20 protein-coding genes are annotated in these 14,970 nt (G+C 67.3%); 12 read left to right on the forward strand and 8 right to left on the reverse strand.

Annotated elements, in window-relative coordinates; translation table 11 throughout:
- The first annotated feature begins 343 nt into the window (after positions 1-343).
- The gene (locus C3Y15_RS24230; protein ID WP_011883644.1) at positions 344-1,900 is read left to right on the forward strand and encodes a UbiD family decarboxylase; all 1,557 of its coding nucleotides are present in this window, start codon (positions 344-346) and stop codon (positions 1,898-1,900) included.
- A gap of 58 nt (positions 1,901-1,958) precedes the next feature.
- Entirely contained in the window at positions 1,959-2,627 is a 669-nt protein-coding gene (locus tag C3Y15_RS24235; RefSeq protein WP_014722614.1) for a LysE family transporter, read from the forward strand.
- A gap of 112 nt (positions 2,628-2,739) precedes the next feature.
- Here the strand turns inward: C3Y15_RS24235 and C3Y15_RS24240 are convergent, their stop codons facing one another.
- Positions 2,740-3,033, reverse strand: coding sequence for a hypothetical protein (locus C3Y15_RS24240; RefSeq protein WP_014722613.1), 294 nt, complete (start codon positions 3,031-3,033; stop codon positions 2,740-2,742).
- Between the two features lie 514 nt (positions 3,034-3,547).
- Here C3Y15_RS24240 and C3Y15_RS24245 point away from each other — a divergent pair.
- Together C3Y15_RS24245 and C3Y15_RS24250 are read left to right on the forward strand one after the other, a co-directional pair.
- The gene (locus C3Y15_RS24245) at positions 3,548-4,477 is read left to right on the forward strand and encodes a DUF2520 domain-containing protein (RefSeq protein ID WP_069246160.1); all 930 of its coding nucleotides are present in this window, start codon (positions 3,548-3,550) and stop codon (positions 4,475-4,477) included.
- 76 nt (positions 4,478-4,553) lie between these two features.
- Positions 4,554-5,117: a YggT family protein gene (locus C3Y15_RS24250; RefSeq protein ID WP_059448134.1), complete on the forward strand. Its 564-nt coding sequence runs from the start codon at positions 4,554-4,556 to the stop codon at positions 5,115-5,117.
- Between the two features lie 9 nt (positions 5,118-5,126).
- Here the strand turns inward: C3Y15_RS24250 and C3Y15_RS24255 are convergent, their stop codons facing one another.
- Both C3Y15_RS24255 and crcB read right to left on the reverse strand, forming a co-directional pair.
- Entirely contained in the window at positions 5,127-5,477 is a 351-nt protein-coding gene (locus tag C3Y15_RS24255; RefSeq protein WP_059455916.1) for a DUF190 domain-containing protein, read from the reverse strand.
- A gap of 24 nt (positions 5,478-5,501) precedes the next feature.
- Complete coding sequence (gene crcB, locus C3Y15_RS24260; protein ID WP_011883633.1) at positions 5,502-5,888, reverse strand: fluoride efflux transporter CrcB; 387 nt, start codon at positions 5,886-5,888, stop codon at positions 5,502-5,504.
- Positions 5,889-6,263: 375 nt separating this feature from the next.
- Here crcB and C3Y15_RS24265 point away from each other — a divergent pair, with 375 nt between their 5' ends.
- Positions 6,264-7,475, forward strand: coding sequence for a S53 family peptidase (locus tag C3Y15_RS24265; RefSeq protein ID WP_059560638.1), 1,212 nt, complete (start codon positions 6,264-6,266; stop codon positions 7,473-7,475).
- Positions 7,476-7,515: 40 nt separating this feature from the next.
- Here C3Y15_RS24265 and C3Y15_RS24270 read toward each other — a convergent pair whose 3' ends face one another.
- From C3Y15_RS24270 to C3Y15_RS24280, 3 genes are all read right to left on the reverse strand, one after another.
- Positions 7,516-8,382: a Sir2 family NAD-dependent protein deacetylase gene (locus C3Y15_RS24270; protein ID WP_011883629.1), complete on the reverse strand. Its 867-nt coding sequence runs from the start codon at positions 8,380-8,382 to the stop codon at positions 7,516-7,518.
- Positions 8,383-8,573: 191 nt separating this feature from the next.
- The gene (locus C3Y15_RS24275; RefSeq protein WP_059695206.1) at positions 8,574-8,954 is read right to left on the reverse strand and encodes a hypothetical protein; all 381 of its coding nucleotides are present in this window, start codon (positions 8,952-8,954) and stop codon (positions 8,574-8,576) included.
- Positions 8,951-9,550 carry an NUDIX domain-containing protein gene (locus C3Y15_RS24280; protein ID WP_059567025.1) on the reverse strand — a complete coding sequence of 200 codons (600 nt, stop codon included), beginning with the start codon at positions 9,548-9,550 and terminating at the stop codon, positions 8,951-8,953. Before C3Y15_RS24280 ends, C3Y15_RS24275 begins: the two co-directional genes overlap by 4 nt.
- An 81-nt stretch (positions 9,551-9,631) precedes the next feature.
- On the opposite strand from C3Y15_RS24280, the gene C3Y15_RS24285 reads away from it, so the two are divergent.
- The 7 genes from C3Y15_RS24285 to C3Y15_RS24315 all read left to right on the forward strand — a co-directional run bounded on the left by C3Y15_RS24285 (position 9,632) and on the right by C3Y15_RS24315 (position 12,976).
- Positions 9,632-10,387: a DeoR/GlpR family DNA-binding transcription regulator gene (locus tag C3Y15_RS24285; RefSeq protein ID WP_069246368.1), complete on the forward strand. Its 756-nt coding sequence runs from the start codon at positions 9,632-9,634 to the stop codon at positions 10,385-10,387.
- Between the two features lie 105 nt (positions 10,388-10,492).
- On the forward strand, positions 10,493-11,092 hold the full coding sequence (locus tag C3Y15_RS24290; RefSeq protein WP_041493782.1) for a chromate transporter: 600 nt from the start codon (positions 10,493-10,495) through the stop codon (positions 11,090-11,092).
- Positions 11,089-11,625, forward strand: a complete 537-nt coding sequence (locus tag C3Y15_RS24295; protein ID WP_011883619.1) for a chromate transporter — start codon at positions 11,089-11,091, stop codon at positions 11,623-11,625. The genes C3Y15_RS24290 and C3Y15_RS24295 overlap by 4 nt, the downstream gene beginning before the upstream one ends.
- Positions 11,626-11,963: 338 nt before the next feature.
- Positions 11,964-12,239 carry a hypothetical protein gene (locus tag C3Y15_RS24300; RefSeq protein WP_014722601.1) on the forward strand — a complete coding sequence of 92 codons (276 nt, stop codon included), beginning with the start codon at positions 11,964-11,966 and terminating at the stop codon, positions 12,237-12,239.
- Positions 12,240-12,306: 67 nt separating this feature from the next.
- Entirely contained in the window at positions 12,307-12,516 is a 210-nt protein-coding gene (locus tag C3Y15_RS24305; protein WP_011883615.1) for a hypothetical protein, read from the forward strand.
- Positions 12,517-12,549: 33 nt separating this feature from the next.
- A complete protein-coding gene (rpsU, locus tag C3Y15_RS24310) occupies positions 12,550-12,762 on the forward strand; it encodes a 30S ribosomal protein S21 (RefSeq protein ID WP_011883613.1) in 213 nt (70 codons plus the stop codon).
- Between the two features lie 10 nt (positions 12,763-12,772).
- The gene (locus C3Y15_RS24315) at positions 12,773-12,976 is read left to right on the forward strand and encodes a hypothetical protein (protein WP_014722600.1); all 204 of its coding nucleotides are present in this window, start codon (positions 12,773-12,775) and stop codon (positions 12,974-12,976) included.
- 68 nt (positions 12,977-13,044) lie between these two features.
- Here C3Y15_RS24315 and C3Y15_RS24320 read toward each other — a convergent pair whose 3' ends face one another.
- Complete coding sequence (locus C3Y15_RS24320) at positions 13,045-13,389, reverse strand: cupin domain-containing protein (protein ID WP_011883612.1); 345 nt, start codon at positions 13,387-13,389, stop codon at positions 13,045-13,047.
- Between the two features lie 320 nt (positions 13,390-13,709).
- Positions 13,710-14,792, reverse strand: a complete 1,083-nt coding sequence (locus C3Y15_RS24325) for an Imm71 family immunity protein (protein WP_069238985.1) — start codon at positions 14,790-14,792, stop codon at positions 13,710-13,712.
- Positions 14,793-14,970 lie beyond the last annotated feature (178 nt).

Genomic DNA, 14,970 nt, shown 5'->3' on the forward strand with positions numbered 1-14,970 from the left:
CGTCGAAAGACGCCGTGCAGGATTCGGCGGACGGTGACGCGCTGCGTCGAAGATCGGTGATTGGCGGCTCGAAGCCTTTTACCCTGCAACCAATGTGAGCGGATTCTAGCAGGGTTTTATAGATCGTCAACACTATAAAACCTCGAAATTATAACAAAAAGTAATGTTGAAGCAGCCTTCAGATCGCGAGGCCCCTGCCGAAGGGGCTTCCAGCGCGGTCTACTTTTTTCACTGGCGGGCGGGCGCGCGGCGGCGCGGGTAAAATCGGCGATCGATTCGGGGCCGCACCGGCAGTTGCGCCCGCTCACCGTTGCCCGCGTCGCGGGCAATCCGGACCATCTTCATGAAATACAAAGACTTACGAGATTTCATTCAGCGCCTCGAGGCGCTCGGCGAACTGCGGCGCGTCACGCAGCCCGTGTCGCCCGTGCTCGAAATGACTGAGCTGTGCGACCGCGTGCTGCGCGCCGGCGGCCCTGCGCTGCTGTTCAACGCGCCGCCGGGCAATGCGTTTCCGGTGCTCGGCAACCTGTTCGGCACGCCGCGCCGCGTCGCGCTCGGGATGGGCGTCGATGCGGGCGACGACGCCGCGCTCGGCTCGCTGCGCGACCTCGGGCGGCTGCTGTCCGCGTTGAAGGAGCCGGATCCGCCGAAGAGCCTGAAGGACGCCGGCAAGCTGCTGTCGCTCGCCAAGGCCGTGTGGGACATGGCGCCGAAATCGGTGTCGTCGCCGGCATGCCAGGAGATCGTCTGGGAAGGCGCCGACGTCGACCTGCACAAGCTGCCGATCCAGACCTGCTGGCCCGGCGACGCCGGGCCGCTCGTCACGTGGGGCCTCACGGTCACGCGCGGGCCGAACAAGTCGCGCCAGAATCTCGGCATCTACCGCCAGCAGCTGATCGGCCGCAACAAGCTGATCATGCGCTGGCTCGCCCATCGCGGCGGCGCGCTGGATTTCCGCGAATTCGCATTGAGGAATCCGGGCCAACCGTATCCGGTCGCGGTCGTGCTCGGCGCCGATCCGGCCACGACGCTCGGCGCCGTGACGCCGGTGCCCGACACGCTGTCCGAGTATCAGTTCGCCGGCCTGCTGCGCGGCAGCCGCACCGAGCTCGCGAAGTGCCTGACGCCCGGCGTCGACACGCTGCAGGTGCCCGCGCGCGCGGAAATCGTGCTCGAAGGCTTCATTTATCCGCAGCAAGGCACGCCCGCGCCGGCCCCGGCCGGCGCGCCGCCGCGGCCGGCCGGCAATGCGGCGGCCGCGTACGAGCACGCGCTCGAAGGCCCGTACGGCGACCACACCGGCTACTACAACGAGCAGGAGTGGTTTCCGGTGTTCACGGTCGAGCGCATCACGATGCGCCGCGACGCGATCTATCACTCGACCTATACGGGCAAGCCGCCCGACGAGCCGGCCGTGCTCGGCGTCGCGCTCAACGAGGTGTTCGTGCCGCTGCTGCAGAAGCAGTTCACCGAGATCACGGACTTCTACCTGCCGCCGGAAGGCTGCAGCTACCGGATGGCCATCGTGCAGATGAAGAAGAGCTACGCGGGCCATGCGAAGCGCGTGATGTTCGGCGTATGGAGCTTCCTGCGGCAGTTCATGTACACGAAGTTCATCGTGGTCGTGGACGAGGACGTGAACATCCGCGACTGGAACGAGGTGATCTGGGCCATCACGACGCGCGTCGATCCGGTGCGCGACACCGTGATGGTCGACAGCACGCCGATCGACTATCTCGACTTTGCGTCGCCCGTCGCCGGGCTCGGTTCGAAGATGGGGCTCGACGCGACCAACAAGTGGCCGGGCGAGACCAACCGCGAATGGGGCCGGCCGATCGAGATGGACGCGGCCGTCAAGGCGCGCGTGGACCGGCTCTGGCAGGAGATCGGACTTTGATCGGCCCGTGCGCAGACACGCGTCGGCACGCACCATCGACTCCACCCGAGCAACGACGATGAGCTTTCCACCCGCCTCGATGCTGTCCGACGGCTTCTTCCTGTCGCTGTCGCTGTGTCTCGACATCGGCCTCGTCAACGTCGCGATGCTGTCGCTGACGCTGTCGCACGGCTTTCGGCCGGGCTTCTGGCTCGGCCTCGGCTCGTGCGTCGGCGATCTCGTCTACGCCGCGCTCGCGCTGGCCGGCATGGCCGTGCTGCTGCAGTTCGAGGCCGTGCGCTGGATCGTCTGGATCGGCGGCGGCGCGGTGCTGCTGTTCCTCACGTGGAAGATGGCGCGCGAAGCGATCGCGCCGCCCGCCGATGCCGACGACCGCGCCGGCGACGCACCCGCGCCGCGTGCGAGCGCGCGCCGCAGCTTCGTACGCGGGCTGCTGCTGGCGATGTCGTCGCCGAGCGCGATCCTGTGGTTCGCGGCGGTCGGCGGCGCACTGATCGCGAAAGCCGGCGCGACCACGCCGGCTACGGCTTCGGTGTTCCTGTCCGGCTTCTTCCTCGGCGGCCTCGCGTGGACGCTGTTCATCTGCACGCTCGCGAGCCACGGCCGCAAGCGTGCGGGCGCGGGGCTGATGCGCGCGTGCCATGTCGCGTCGGCGCTGCTGTTCGCGTATTTCTCTTATAGCGTGATCGTCGGCGGCTACCGCGATCTAATCGTTCACGCCGCGTGAGCGCAACGTGCCGCCCACGCGGCATCGGGCGCCTGAAATGAAGAACGGCGCAACGTCCGTCACCGGGCGTTGCGCCGTTCTGCTTCACGCGGCCGTCGCCGCGCGCGACGCGTCAGCGGCGCCAGTAGCCGTGGTGGCCCCAGCCGCCATAACCGTGATGCCAGTACGGACGGCCGTAATAGCCGCCGACCACCACCGGCGGCGGCGCATAGTACGCCGGCGCAGGCGCGTAATACACGGGCGGAGGCGGCGGTGCGTAGTAGACGGGCGGCGGCGGCGCGTACACGGGGTATGCCGGCGCAACCGGGATACCGATGCCGACCCCGATCGACACGTGGGCCTGCGCGGCGCTCGCGGCACCCAGGCCGAGCGCGGCGGCGGCGATGAACGGAATGAGCTTTTTCACTTCGATTCTCCTGCTGGAGCGGTAATTTGTGCGCTCCGGTCGGCGACGGCAGGCGCGCACGTCGCATGCAAGCAATGTAGCGAAAACCCGCTCCGGGCGGGTCGCGCATTTGTTGCAAATTGCAATTCCGGGCCGCGAGGGCCACCACGATGCCCCGCTCGCGCGGCCAGCGCGTGCCGCACCGACACGCAGGATTTCGTCCGACCGGCCCACGCGCGGCACCCCACTCGGTCGTTCTTACCGGACCACGCCCCCACGGCTCGCAGCGTGCCGTAATGAACGATTACAAATTCGAGACAAGACGCCGACCGTTCCGATGGGCAAGCGGCCCACTCAGTTTGAGGGTCGCAACCGTCCTCCCTCGAAGCTCCGCGCTCACGACATACATTCTTGCAACGACCCGCCACGGCGAGCACCAACGCGCTCGACGAGGTCCACGTGTGCCCGCGCCGTCGCGACGCCGTCGTCATTCCTGCGATACTGGCGGCTGCCCGTTCTTGTCCCCGCCCCGCCCATGTCCGTACCCGATACTCCCCGCCTCGGCTTCATCGGCGCCGGCCGTCTCGCGCGCTGCGTCGCGATGCGATTCGCGGCGGCCGGATTTCCGGTCGCCGCAGTCGCGAGCCGCACGGCCGCTTCCGCCGCAGAACTCGCAGCCCGCATCGACGGCTGCCGGGCAGTCGACACGCCGCAGCAGGTCGTCGATGCGGCCGACCTGATCTTCCTGACCGTCCCCGACGACCAGCTCGCGCCCGCCGCCGCCGCACTGCGGTTCGATGCGGCCCGCGCGAGCGGCCAGGCGCTCGTGCACTGCAGCGGCGCCTCGGCGGTGGAACTGCTCGATCCGGCCCGGCTGCAAGGCGCAGCCACCGGCGGCTTTCATCCGCTCTACCTGTTCGGCGGCACCGACGCCGACCTCACGCGCATCGACGGTTGCTCGGTCACGATCGAGGCCGACGGCGCATTGCATGCGACGCTGATGCGGCTCGTGGCCGCACTCGGCTGCCACCCGCTGTCGATTCCCGCCGGCGGCCGGATGCTGTATCACGGGGCCGCGCATTACGCGGCGAGCTTCGCGCTGTGCGGGCTGGCGGAAGCGGTCGAGCTGTGGCGCGGCCTCGGCTTCGACGAAGCCGCCGCGCTGCGCGCGCTGCTGCCGATGCTCGCCGGCACGATCGAGACCGCCCGCGACAAGGGGCTCGCGAACGCGCTCGCCGGCCCGGTGTCGCGCGGCGACACCGGCATCGTCGAGCGCCAGCTCGCGCTGCTCGAGGCGCGCGGCGGCGATCACGCGACGCTGTACGCGCTGATGACGCGCCGCGCGGTCGCGCTCGCGGCGCAACGCACGGTGCCGCCGGCCACGCTGCCGGCGCTCGCCCAGGCCGTCGAAGCGTCGCTCGCGCGCACCACCGGACACCCCTCCCCGCCGCGAGACGAGGCGTGATAAGGTGTCGGCCGATGCGCCGCCATCCGGCGTTGGCGGCCGCACGCTACTCGACTGCATAAAAAGGATGCCAACGATGTTCGGCGAGATCGCCCGTTTTCTGCTCAATACCGTCTTCACGCTGTTCGGCGCCGCGCTGATATTGCGCGTCTGGATGCAGGCCGTGCGCGTGCCGCCGTACAACCCCGTCACGCAGGCCGTCCTGCAGGCCACCAACTGGCTCGTGCTGCCGCTGCGCCGCGTGATCGCGGGCGTGCGCGGCATCGACTGGGCAAGCGTCGTCGCCGCGCTGCTCACCGCGCTCGTCTATGTGGTGCTGATGGTCGTGATGGCCGGCTTCGACCCGGCTTCGGTGATCGCGACGCTCGTCGTGGTCGCGCTGCTGACCGTCGTGAAGTGGGCGCTCAATCTGGTGATCTGGATGACGATCCTGATGGCGCTGCTGTCGTGGCTCAATCCGCGCTCGCCGGCGATGCCGATCCTCTACCAGCTCACCGCGCCGTTCCTGAACCCGCTGCGCCGCGTGATCCCGAACCTCGGCGGCATCGACCTGTCGCCGATCCTGCTGTTCGTGATCGTGCAGGTGCTGCTGATGATCGTCACGCGCGCAGCCGTGTCGCTGACGATGTTCGGCATCTGAAGCGTTGCGCTACACCGCCGGCCCCGCGGCCGGCGGCGCCGACAGCGTGTCGATCACGCCGAAGCTCGCCGGGATCATCGCGTAGCACACGCGCACTTTCTCGCGCGACAGCCGTTCGAGCAGTTGCCGCGCCTCGGCCTCGGTGACGATGAATTCGACCTCGATCGTGAGCGAGCCCTGCAGCTCGAAGAAGCGGTCCTCATGCAGCACGCGATGCCGGCCGAAGCCGGCCATCGCGCGGAACGCGGAACCGCCCGCGACGCCCATCCGGTTAGCTTCCTCCAGCAGCCATTCCCATAGCGGCTTCCAGTGCAGCCGCTGCTGCTCATGCACATAGAAGCGCAGGAACACGGTGTCCATCGCGTCCTCCGGATGCCGGCGCGCTCAGGCCGGCGCGAACCACGCGCTGGCGGTCCACATGCCGAGCGCCGTCAGCGTGAACGAACCAGTCAAGTGTAGGACAGCCACCGCGAACGCCCATCCGAATTCGCCCTGCAGCGCGTGCGTCATCACTTCGACCGAGTAGGTGGAGAACGTCGTGAGGCCACCGAGGAAGCCGGTGATCACGAACAGCCGCCATTCGGGCGGCAGGCCGACGCGGCTCGTGAACACGACGGCCGCGATGCCGATCGCGTAGCCGCCGAGCAGGTTCGCGGCCAGCGTGCCGAGCGGCATGGCCGGCACGAACGCGTTGAGCGCGAGGCCCAGGAACCAGCGCAACACGGCGCCGAGCCCGGCGCCGACGAAGATCGCGACGATCGAAGGGAACACGAAAACTCCTTGCTGACGGCGCCGGATGGCCGGCGCGGCGTACGCCGAACTGTATGCGCAATCGTGCGGCGGCCGCAATGCCGGCGCGTCGTATCGTTCGCACACGGCCGCCGGATTCGCCATTTTCCGATGAATTACGCCGAACATTACAAATCCACAAAATAAATCGATTAATGAGTCAGCGGCCGTTCGGAAGTCGGAGAAACCTGCGCCAGGCGGTCCGTTCCGGTCATGACAAGCCCCATGCGCCGGGCATTCCGCGTATTTACCCTCATCCAGACATTCCCGCATCCTGCCGATATTCGATGTAATTCATTCCGGCTATTTCATAGAATCAATTCGCCGTCGATCCGTCGGCACGGGGAGATTCTCAAAATGAACAATATTCGCCTGTCATCCATGTTGATTCCGGCGCTGTGCGCGTCGCTGCTCGGGTCGAGCGTCGCGCTCGCCGACGACGGCGCCCAGCAGTCGTACATCGAAGGCCACCGCGCGCCGAAAGGATTCGCCCGCCCGCCGTTCCACACCAAGCCGCGTGCAAGCACGGCCACCGTCGCCGGCCTCACGCCCGCGCTCGTGCGGCACGCGTACGGATTCGATGCGCTCGCGAACCAGGGCGACGGGATGGTCGTCGCGATCGTCGACGCGTACGACGACCCGAAGATCGAGGCCGATCTCGGCGTCTTCAGCAACGCGTTCGCGCTGCCTGCCTGCACGTCGTCGAACGGGTGTTTCACCAAGGTGTATGCGCGCGGCACCCGGCCCAAGACGGACGCCGGCTGGTCGCTCGAGATGTCGCTCGACGTCGAATGGGTGCACGCCATCGCGCCGAAAGCGAAGATCGTGCTGGTCGAGGCCGCATCGGCGAGCTTTACCGATCTGATGGCTGCGGTCGACGTTGCGGTGAAACGCGGCGCGTCGGTCGTGTCGATGAGCTTCGGCGGCAACGAGTTCAGCGGGGAAACCGCCTACGACGGCCACTTCAACGTGCCGGGCGTCACGTTCGTCGCGTCGTCCGGCGACAGCGGCACCGGGACCGAGTACCCGGCTGCATCGCCGTATGTGGTCGCGGTGGGCGGCACGACGCTGTCGGTCGACGCAGCGGGCAACTACGTCGGCGAAGCGGCGTGGAGCGGCAGCGGCGGCGGCGTGAGCACCGCCGAGGGCGAGCCGGCCGGTCAGGCCGGCTGGCCGATTCCGGTGGCCGGCAAGCGTGGCGTGCCCGACGTCGGCTACGACGCGAATCCGTCCAGCGGCTTCGCCGTGTACGACTCGGTGACGTACCAGGGGCAGGCCGGCTGGTTCCAGGTCGGCGGCACGAGCGCCGGCGCACCGCAATGGTCGGCGCTCGTCGCGATCGCGAATTCGCTGCGCGCGGCGGCCGGCAAGAGCCGTCTGAGCGGCACCTACGACACGCTGTATGCGATCGGAAAGAGCGCGTACGGCAGCGACTATCACGACGTCACGATCGGGTCGAACGGCAGTTGCGGCAGCATCTGCAACGCGGCCGGCGGCTACGACTACGTGACGGGCCTCGGTTCGCCGGTCGCGCCGTCGCTCGTTCAGACGCTCGTCGCGCAGCCGTAACCGCACAACCGGCGGCGGCGGCCGCGCGCCGCCGCCGCGTTCAACCGCCGTGCCACGCGCGCTCGAGTTCGACGAGCGTCGCGAGCGCGCCGCCCTGCAGCCCGATCACGTCCGCGCGGCGCGCATGCGCTTCGCGTGCGTTGATGCGGATCACATCGGCGCCGAGCCGCTCGCTCGTCAGCCGGACGGTCGGGATCGCGGTGCCTGCGCCGAGCTCGACCACCACCACCCGCCCCGCCTGGGCGATCCATTCGTCGAGCGCGCGCTGCTGCGCGTCGTAGCGCTCGCCGAGCCAGCCGTGGTCGCCGAACATCAGGATGTTCGGCCGCGCCAGGCCGCCGCAGCGCGGGCAGCGCGGCGGCTCGCCGATCAGCCGGCACGCGGCGGCGTCGACGTCGGGGACGAACGATGCCGCATCCCACGTGTCGTCCGAGCACGGACGCAGACACTGCAGCGCGTGAATCGAACCGTGGATCTCGACGATGCGCGCCGGATCGAAGCCGGCTTTCTGAAACTGACCGTCGACGTTGCTCGTCAGCACGAAACCGCCGTTCGGCATCGCGTCGATCCAGCGTCGCAGGATCGCGAAGCCCTGATGCGGCAGCGTCTGTCGATACAGCGCAAGACGGTGCCCGTAGAAGCCCCACGCCAGCCGCGGTTGCGCGCGAAACGCCTGCGGCGACGCGATCTCGTGAAATTCGAAGCGCTCCTGGCGCAGCGCCGGATAGGCGCGCCAGAAGCCGTCCGTGCCGCGGAAATCGGGCAGCCCCGAATCGACGCCGATGCCGGCGCCGGCCGTCACGAGGAGCGCATCGGCGCGCGCGAGCGCCTCGACGGCGGCGCCGACGCGATCAGTGGGCAGTGGGAGTGGTGCGGCGGACGCATCGAAGGAACGGGAAAGCGGCATGGCGAAGCTGGGCAAAGAATCGAACGGTAGGCGGCGGATGTCGCGCGATCATACGCCGGTTCGAGCGCGATGCTGCGGCGGCGTGGCGTGGCGTGGTGTTGCGCAGCGCAGTGCCGCGCCGAGCGCCGAGCGCGCCGCGAACCGGCCGTGGCCGCCGCACGCACGGTCGGGCACGCCGCACGGCATCGCGTTCAGGCTTGTGAACTCTCCTGCACGACCGGTATCGCCTCGACCGACGAGTAGACCGCCTTGCCGAGCTGCCGCGCAAGCGTCACGTCCGCGTCTGCGCCGCGCGATGCGCCGTCGATCCGCAGCACCGCATCGCAGCGCCGCAACAGCCGGTGCGCCGCCGGATACAGGAACGATTCGCTGATCGCGTCACCGATCGCCGTGGCGCCGGCCGCCGTGGCGAGCGGCAGCGACAGCCACTCGCCGATCATCGGCACGTGCCCGCGGCGATACACCGCGAGCGCGGCCTGCTCGAGCCGGCGCAGGTTGGCGGCGATGCGCGCGGGGTCGCCGTCGGTGCCGCTGCGCCACGGCCCGGCGACGAGCACCAGCAGCGGCGTCATGTCGGGCGCACGCCGGCGGTTTCCCGCAGCGCGACGTACTGCAGCAGCATGATGGTCTTCGCATCGACGATCTCGCCGCGCTCGATCGCGTCGAGCGCCGCACGCAGCGGCATCTCGACGACCTCGAGATCCTCGCCCTCTTCCGCGACGCCGCCGCCGTCGCCGATCCGCAGCGACGCGTCGTATTCGCCGACGAAGAAATGCAGCTTCTCCGTCACCGAGCCGGGGCTCATGAACGCCTCGAACACCTTGCGCACGCCGCGCACGCGGTAGCCGGTTTCCTCTTCGGCTTCCGCGCGGATACGCGCATCGGGCGTCGCATCGTCGAGCAGGCCGGCCGCCGCTTCGAGCAGCATCCCGTCGTGGCCGTTCACGAACGCCGGCATCCGGAACTGCCGCGTGAGCAGCACGTCGCCCGTCGCCGCATTGCGCAGCAGGATGGTCGCGCCGTTGCCGCGGTCGTAGGTCTCGCGGCTCAGCCGCTGCCAGGTGCCGTCGCGGCGCAGGAAATCGAACGTCACCTTCTTCAGCACGTACCAGTCATCGGACAGCACCGTCGTATCGACGATACGGACGCGCTCATGCGTTGCGGCCATCGCGGCCTCCCCATTCGACATAGGACGGCGCCCATGGTAACGTGCAGTTTCGTGCAATTTCAAGATATTTCGTGCAATGCGATGCTGACGACCCAACGCAAGAAAGCGATCCTCGACGCGCTCGCCCGTGACGGCCAGGTGCTGGCCGTCGAACTGAGCGCGCAATTCGGCGTATCCGAAGACACCGTGCGGCGCGACCTGCGCGAGCTGGCCGCCGAAGGGCTGTTGCAGCGCGTGCACGGCGGCGCGCTGCCGGCGTCGCCGGCCGTCGCGCCGTTCGCGCAGCGCGAGACGCTGGAAACCGCGGAAAAGCGGCGCATCGCGCGTCGCGCCGCCCAGATGATCGCGCCGGGACAAGTCGCGATCGTCGATGGCGGCACGACGTCGGCGCTGCTCGTCAGCCAGTTGCCGGCCGACCTGCGCGCGACGATCGTCACGCACAGCCCGAGCGTGGCCGTCGCGCTGGCGGCGCATCCGTCGATCGACGTCATCCTGATCGGCGGGCGGCTGTACAAGCATTCGATCGTCGCGGTCGGCGCAGCGGCGCTCGAAGGTATCTCGCGCATCCATGCCGACCTGTATTTCATGGGCGTCACCGGCGTGCATCCGGTCGCGGGCCTGAGCACCGGCGATTTCGAGGAAGCCGCGATCAAGCGCGCGCTCGCGGCACGCGCCGCGGAGACGGTCGTGCTCGCGTCGCAATCCAAATTGCGCGCGGCGTCGCAATTCGTGATCGGCGAGCTGGCGCTCGCGCAGACCGTGGTCGTCGAGCAGGAAACCGACGTCGCCCTGACCGAGCCGATCGAGGCTGCCGGCGTGACGGTCGTGCGGGCGTAGCGCGGCGGAAAGCGGGATGAGCGCCGACGGCCCCACGTCAGCGTGCCGACAGACAGCCCTTGCTACCATGGGCGACTGCCCAACCGACACGTCAGCGCCCGCCCGATGCCGACCGCCCCGACCTCCGTTCCAGACGCTATCGCCCCGCCTCCGGGCATCCTCGCCTTGTTCGCCGCGTTCGCGCAGATCGGCCTGACCAGCTTTGGCGGCGGATTGAGCGGGCGCATGATGCGCGCATTCGTGCACGAGCGGCGCTGGCTCGACGAGGAGGCGTTCCTGAACGGACTCGCGTTGTCGCAGGCGTTGCCGGGCGTCAATGTGAAGAACCTCGCGATCTGGATCGGCTACCGGCTCGCCGGATGGCGCGGCGCGGTGGCCGGCTTCACCGGCGTCATCGCGCCGCCCGCCGTGCTGATCGTGCTGTTCGGCGTCGCGCTCTCTGCACTCACGCGCTTCACGCTCGCCCACGTCGCGCTCGCCGGCGCCGCGGCCGCGGCGATCGGGCTGTCGATCTCGATGGCGATCACCGCGGTGCGCCGACTGCCGCGCCGTGCGCTGCCGCTGACGGTGATGACGCTCACGTTCGTGTCGGTGGCCGTGCTGCACTGGCCGCTCGTGTGGACCGTGGTGATCGGCGGCACGCTGAGCGTCGCACTCGAATACCGTCGTGCGGCGCGCGCGACGGCCGGGGGGAGCGGCCGATGATCACGCTGTCCCGCTATGTCGCGCTGGCCGGCGTGTTCGCGCCGCTGTCGATCGCCACCATCGGCGGCGGCCAGGCGATCGTCGCCGATATCCAGCGGCAGGTCGTCGATGTTCATCACTGGATGACGGCCGCACAGTTCGTGAACGACTTCGCGATTGCGCGGATGGCGCCGGGCCCCGGCTCTCTGCTTGCAACGCTGATCGGGTGGCAGGTGGCCGGCTTCTGGGGCGCGGTGATCGCGACGCTCGCGCTGTTCGGGCCGACCGCGTTCCTCATTTACGGCGTCGCGCATCTATGGCGGCGGCACCAGGGCGCACGTTGGCAAGTCGCCCTCGAGGCCGGCCTGCGGCCGGTTGCAGCGGGGATGATTCTGGCGTCGGCCTGGGTGCTGCTGCAGGCGCTCGACGGCGGGTGGCCGGCCCGCGCGATCGCGCTTGCGTCGACTGCATGCGTGATGCTCACGCGCGTTCATGCGGTGCTGCTGATCGTCGTCGGGGCGTTGTTGCTGGTCGTCATGCATGCGATCGGCTGACGTCGGCGACCGCGCCGCGAGCCGTCGGCGCACCGCGCGATATTGGATGACGAACGGGGATTTGCGACTTGGCGAGACGCGCGTCGCTAGGGGTCGAAGCCTTGCAGCGCCCCCGTCGAGAATAAGATGGACATCGGCCACGAAGCGCGTATGATCAATTCATCCGAGCGCGCGTCACGTCCCAGATCGCTCGTCCCGCCCTCTGCCCTCTTGCTGCGTTGCGCCGTCATCCGCACGCATCGTTTTCTTTTCACCCCCACCCGTCGCGCCGCGTAGCGGTGATACCGGTCGGTTGCGTTCGTCCGTGCGATTTGTCGCGACGAACAGAGGAGTTCCTCATGAGCATGCATCTGTATCGTGGCTTCGAAATTTACCCGCTGATCTACCCGCACGTTCCGTCGCGGAACGGCAGTGCGCACAACTACGACGGCGGCTTCGACGCGGCCGTGAAGATCTGCCTGCGCGGCACCATCGACACGCTGACCCGCAGCGAGACGTTCCGGTTGGCCAGCAAGACGCCGTTCGAATCGGCGGGCGATGCGCGGCGGGCGTCGGTGCTGTACGCAGAGCAGGTCATCGATGGCAATCGCGGCGAGCAGCCGCTGTTCGCGTAGTTCCACCGATTCCACCGATGCATGTCGACGCGGCCGGCGACAGTCGGCTGGCGATTCGGAGCGCGAAATGATCATCGACGAATTGCTCGGCCTGATCGAGCGACACGAGATTTCCCCGACCGACGCTGTCCCGCAACACCGGCTTGCCGGATCCGCGTTGCGCCATCAACCCGAGTTGCAAATGTTCGCTGCCGTGCGCGCACTGTCGATCGGCGCCGGATATTCCGAGTTCGAGTCCGACGGGATAGCGAGCGCCGTCATGACGCGACTCGGCTAGCTTCCCACCACACGCTTTTAGAACAGGATCTGCATGACGACCATCATCCTCAAGCCCGACGAACCAGTCGAGGTCGCGCTGCGCCGCTTCCGGCGAAACATCGAGAAAACCGGACTCATCCGCGAGTTGCGCAGCCGCACCGGGTATGAGAAACCGACCACCGAGCGCAAACGCAAGAAAGCGAGCGCCGTGTCGAGACAGCGACTCCGCGCGAAGCGCATGCTGCCGCCGCGGAAGCTGTACTAGGGCGCGAGTCGTGTACGAGCCGCCCGTCGAAGTGCGTCCGTTCTTTCCATTGACGAAATGCGAAGTCGACTTCGATCGACAGAACGATGCGATCACGCTGTTGCCGAGCTTCTACGCGTTCGGCTGCGAGTACACCAGCCGCGGCCTGCGGATCGGTCGCGACGACGCGTTCAAATTGATCGCCGCGATCGAAAAGGCGCTGAGCGTCGATTAGCGGAGCGCGCGGTTGGACGCATCGGTCTCCGACCGGCGCTTTCGCACCGGACGGACCGAACGGTTCGTTCACGCGAACACGAAGTACTTGCGCACCGTCTCCACGACTTCCCACGTTCCCTTCATGCCCGGCTCGATCACGAACACGTCGCCGGCCTTCAGGTGCACCGGTTCCTCGCCTTCCGGCGTGATGATGCAATAGCCGTCGAGGAAGTGGCAGTACTCCCATTTCTCGTAGTTCACTTCGAACTTGCCGGGCGTGCAGATCCACGTGCCCATGATCTTGCTGCCGTCGCGGGACACGTAAGCGTTGAGGTTCACGGTGTGCGGATCGCCGCCGATGCGCTTCCACTTGGTCGCATCGACGACGGGCATCGGGCAAGTTTTGCGCAGCACGGTGATGAAATCGGACATGTCGGCTCCTGAAGAACGAACGGATGAGAGGACTGTCACGTTAGTTCGAATGGTCGCGCACGGCTTGTGTCGTTCCGACATCGAGTCGTTCATTTTCGACATGGGCGGGCGGAGGGGTGGCGAGTGCGTTTTGGGAGCCGCGTCGCTTCGAGGCACGCGTCAGGCTCGTCGTCGATGATCATTCCGGTGCTGTTCGACCTGTGCGCGAGCGGCGCTAGGTCATAGACGGCGGCGGCAACGAGCATCACACTCGATCGCGCCGATTGTCTTGCACACCGGACTGGGCCCATCGTCGCCCCGATGGGCAGCAAACCTGTCGCTCAACTCGCGTGATGGGGCTGCGGGTCCGCGTAATGCCAGATGACCATTCCCCACGTCGTGCGCTGCGGCCCCGGCATCGGCGCTCCGGCTTCGACGTGAACCGAATCCTTGACAGCCGGACTTTGCCAGTAACCTCTGCGCGGACAAGGCTCCCCGGGCAGGGCCCGGAGCCTCGGTTGCACGACAGGCGTCGGGAAATAAGTCGCCTCTTCCGCCGGAATGCTGCCGTCCCGGTAACGCTTGTCTTCCCACAGCAGCCGCCAGGCCACCGCATGTTCGTCGTTGGTGCCTTCCAGCAAGTAGGTGTGGGCGATACTGCCTTTCAGGAAGTAACTCGGGCAACCGACCTTGCCGGCCGGAAACCATGGCTCCCAGATACCCTCGACTGGAATCTCCTCGCCGCTGTGAATCTCCCCGGCCGCGGATTCGTTCTTCGGCGGGCACGGAGGAAGGTCGGCGGGATAGCTGCGACCGGGCGGCCAATATCGCCATGCTGGAAACAACGGGTCCTGGAACAACGACTCATACGTCCAGTGCTTGAACACACGAGTACCGCCGTCGGCACGCTTGCCATAGCTGAGGTATTCGGAAAAATCGAGTCCGACAGTGCACTTGAGCGCCTGACAGCTCAACTCTTCAATCCACGCCCCTTCCGCATACCCAGTTGCGTATTCGAAATCCGAAAATCTCGAGTCCCTCACGCCAAGTGCGTGGAAAAACGGGTCATACGTTCGACCAACCTCGTGCGCACTCCGCCCGAGCAAAAGCTCACCACCTTTTTCGCTCCCCGTTATGAGCGCATCGTAAGCCGATCGCTTGTCAGCACCTTGTCGCAGTGTCTCAATGCCTTGATCCATCCTTATCAACGCGCTCAGGAAATCGTTGACATACGCTGCCTCCAATTCCTGTTGATTCGGGCGCGGCGTGTCCAACTGCCTGGCGTACGCGTGAAGGAAATCCCTGAACAGATCAACTGCATGATCGAGGAACGTAACACTCGTCCATTTCTTGAGGAGGTGAAACGCTTTGGCGCGCGCATCGGACTCCTGCTCTGGAGTCATGGTGAGAGTATTCAGCATCATTGGTTCTGTTCTTCAGTCGATTGTTTTCCGACAACGGCAGTGGTTCGCCGCGCATAGCCTTCCTGTCTGATCTTGGCCGATCATTTCCGCTCTGCCGGGAAGAGTACTCGCCACGTCCGTCGAGCCGTTGATATTGGGCACCGATGCTGCGCAGCGCCACGAAAATGCGCAGTTCGCG

This window comes from Burkholderia sp. B10 (genome assembly GCF_004368385.1).
GTDB classification, from domain to species: domain Bacteria; phylum Pseudomonadota; class Gammaproteobacteria; order Burkholderiales; family Burkholderiaceae; genus Burkholderia; species Burkholderia vietnamiensis.

Bases quoted from the DNA above. Each gene is read 5' to 3' on its own strand.
- C3Y15_RS24230 (WP_011883644.1), top strand. From the start codon at position 344: ATGAAATACAAAGACTTACGAGATTTCATTCAGCGCCTCGAGGCGCTC.
- C3Y15_RS24235 (WP_014722614.1), top strand. From the start codon at position 1,959: ATGAGCTTTCCACCCGCCTCGATGCTGTCCGACGGCTTCTTCCTGTCG.
- C3Y15_RS24245 (WP_069246160.1), top strand. From the start codon at position 3,548: ATGTCCGTACCCGATACTCCCCGCCTCGGCTTCATCGGCGCCGGCCGT.
- C3Y15_RS24250 (WP_059448134.1), top strand. From the start codon at position 4,554: ATGTTCGGCGAGATCGCCCGTTTTCTGCTCAATACCGTCTTCACGCTG.
- C3Y15_RS24255 (WP_059455916.1), bottom strand. From the start codon at position 5,477: ATGGACACCGTGTTCCTGCGCTTCTATGTGCATGAGCAGCAGCGGCTG.
- C3Y15_RS24265 (WP_059560638.1), top strand. From the start codon at position 6,264: ATGAACAATATTCGCCTGTCATCCATGTTGATTCCGGCGCTGTGCGCG.
- C3Y15_RS24270 (WP_011883629.1), bottom strand. From the start codon at position 8,382: ATGCCGCTTTCCCGTTCCTTCGATGCGTCCGCCGCACCACTCCCACTG.
- C3Y15_RS24275 (WP_059695206.1), bottom strand. From the start codon at position 8,954: ATGACGCCGCTGCTGGTGCTCGTCGCCGGGCCGTGGCGCAGCGGCACC.
- C3Y15_RS24280 (WP_059567025.1), bottom strand. From the start codon at position 9,550: ATGGCCGCAACGCATGAGCGCGTCCGTATCGTCGATACGACGGTGCTG.
- C3Y15_RS24285 (WP_069246368.1), top strand. From the start codon at position 9,632: ATGCTGACGACCCAACGCAAGAAAGCGATCCTCGACGCGCTCGCCCGT.
- C3Y15_RS24290 (WP_041493782.1), top strand. From the start codon at position 10,493: ATGCCGACCGCCCCGACCTCCGTTCCAGACGCTATCGCCCCGCCTCCG.
- C3Y15_RS24295 (WP_011883619.1), top strand. From the start codon at position 11,089: ATGATCACGCTGTCCCGCTATGTCGCGCTGGCCGGCGTGTTCGCGCCG.
- C3Y15_RS24300 (WP_014722601.1), top strand. From the start codon at position 11,964: ATGAGCATGCATCTGTATCGTGGCTTCGAAATTTACCCGCTGATCTAC.
- C3Y15_RS24305 (WP_011883615.1), top strand. From the start codon at position 12,307: ATGATCATCGACGAATTGCTCGGCCTGATCGAGCGACACGAGATTTCC.
- rpsU (WP_011883613.1), top strand. From the start codon at position 12,550: ATGACGACCATCATCCTCAAGCCCGACGAACCAGTCGAGGTCGCGCTG.
- C3Y15_RS24320 (WP_011883612.1), bottom strand. From the start codon at position 13,389: ATGTCCGATTTCATCACCGTGCTGCGCAAAACTTGCCCGATGCCCGTC.
- C3Y15_RS24325 (WP_069238985.1), bottom strand. From the start codon at position 14,792: ATGATGCTGAATACTCTCACCATGACTCCAGAGCAGGAGTCCGATGCG.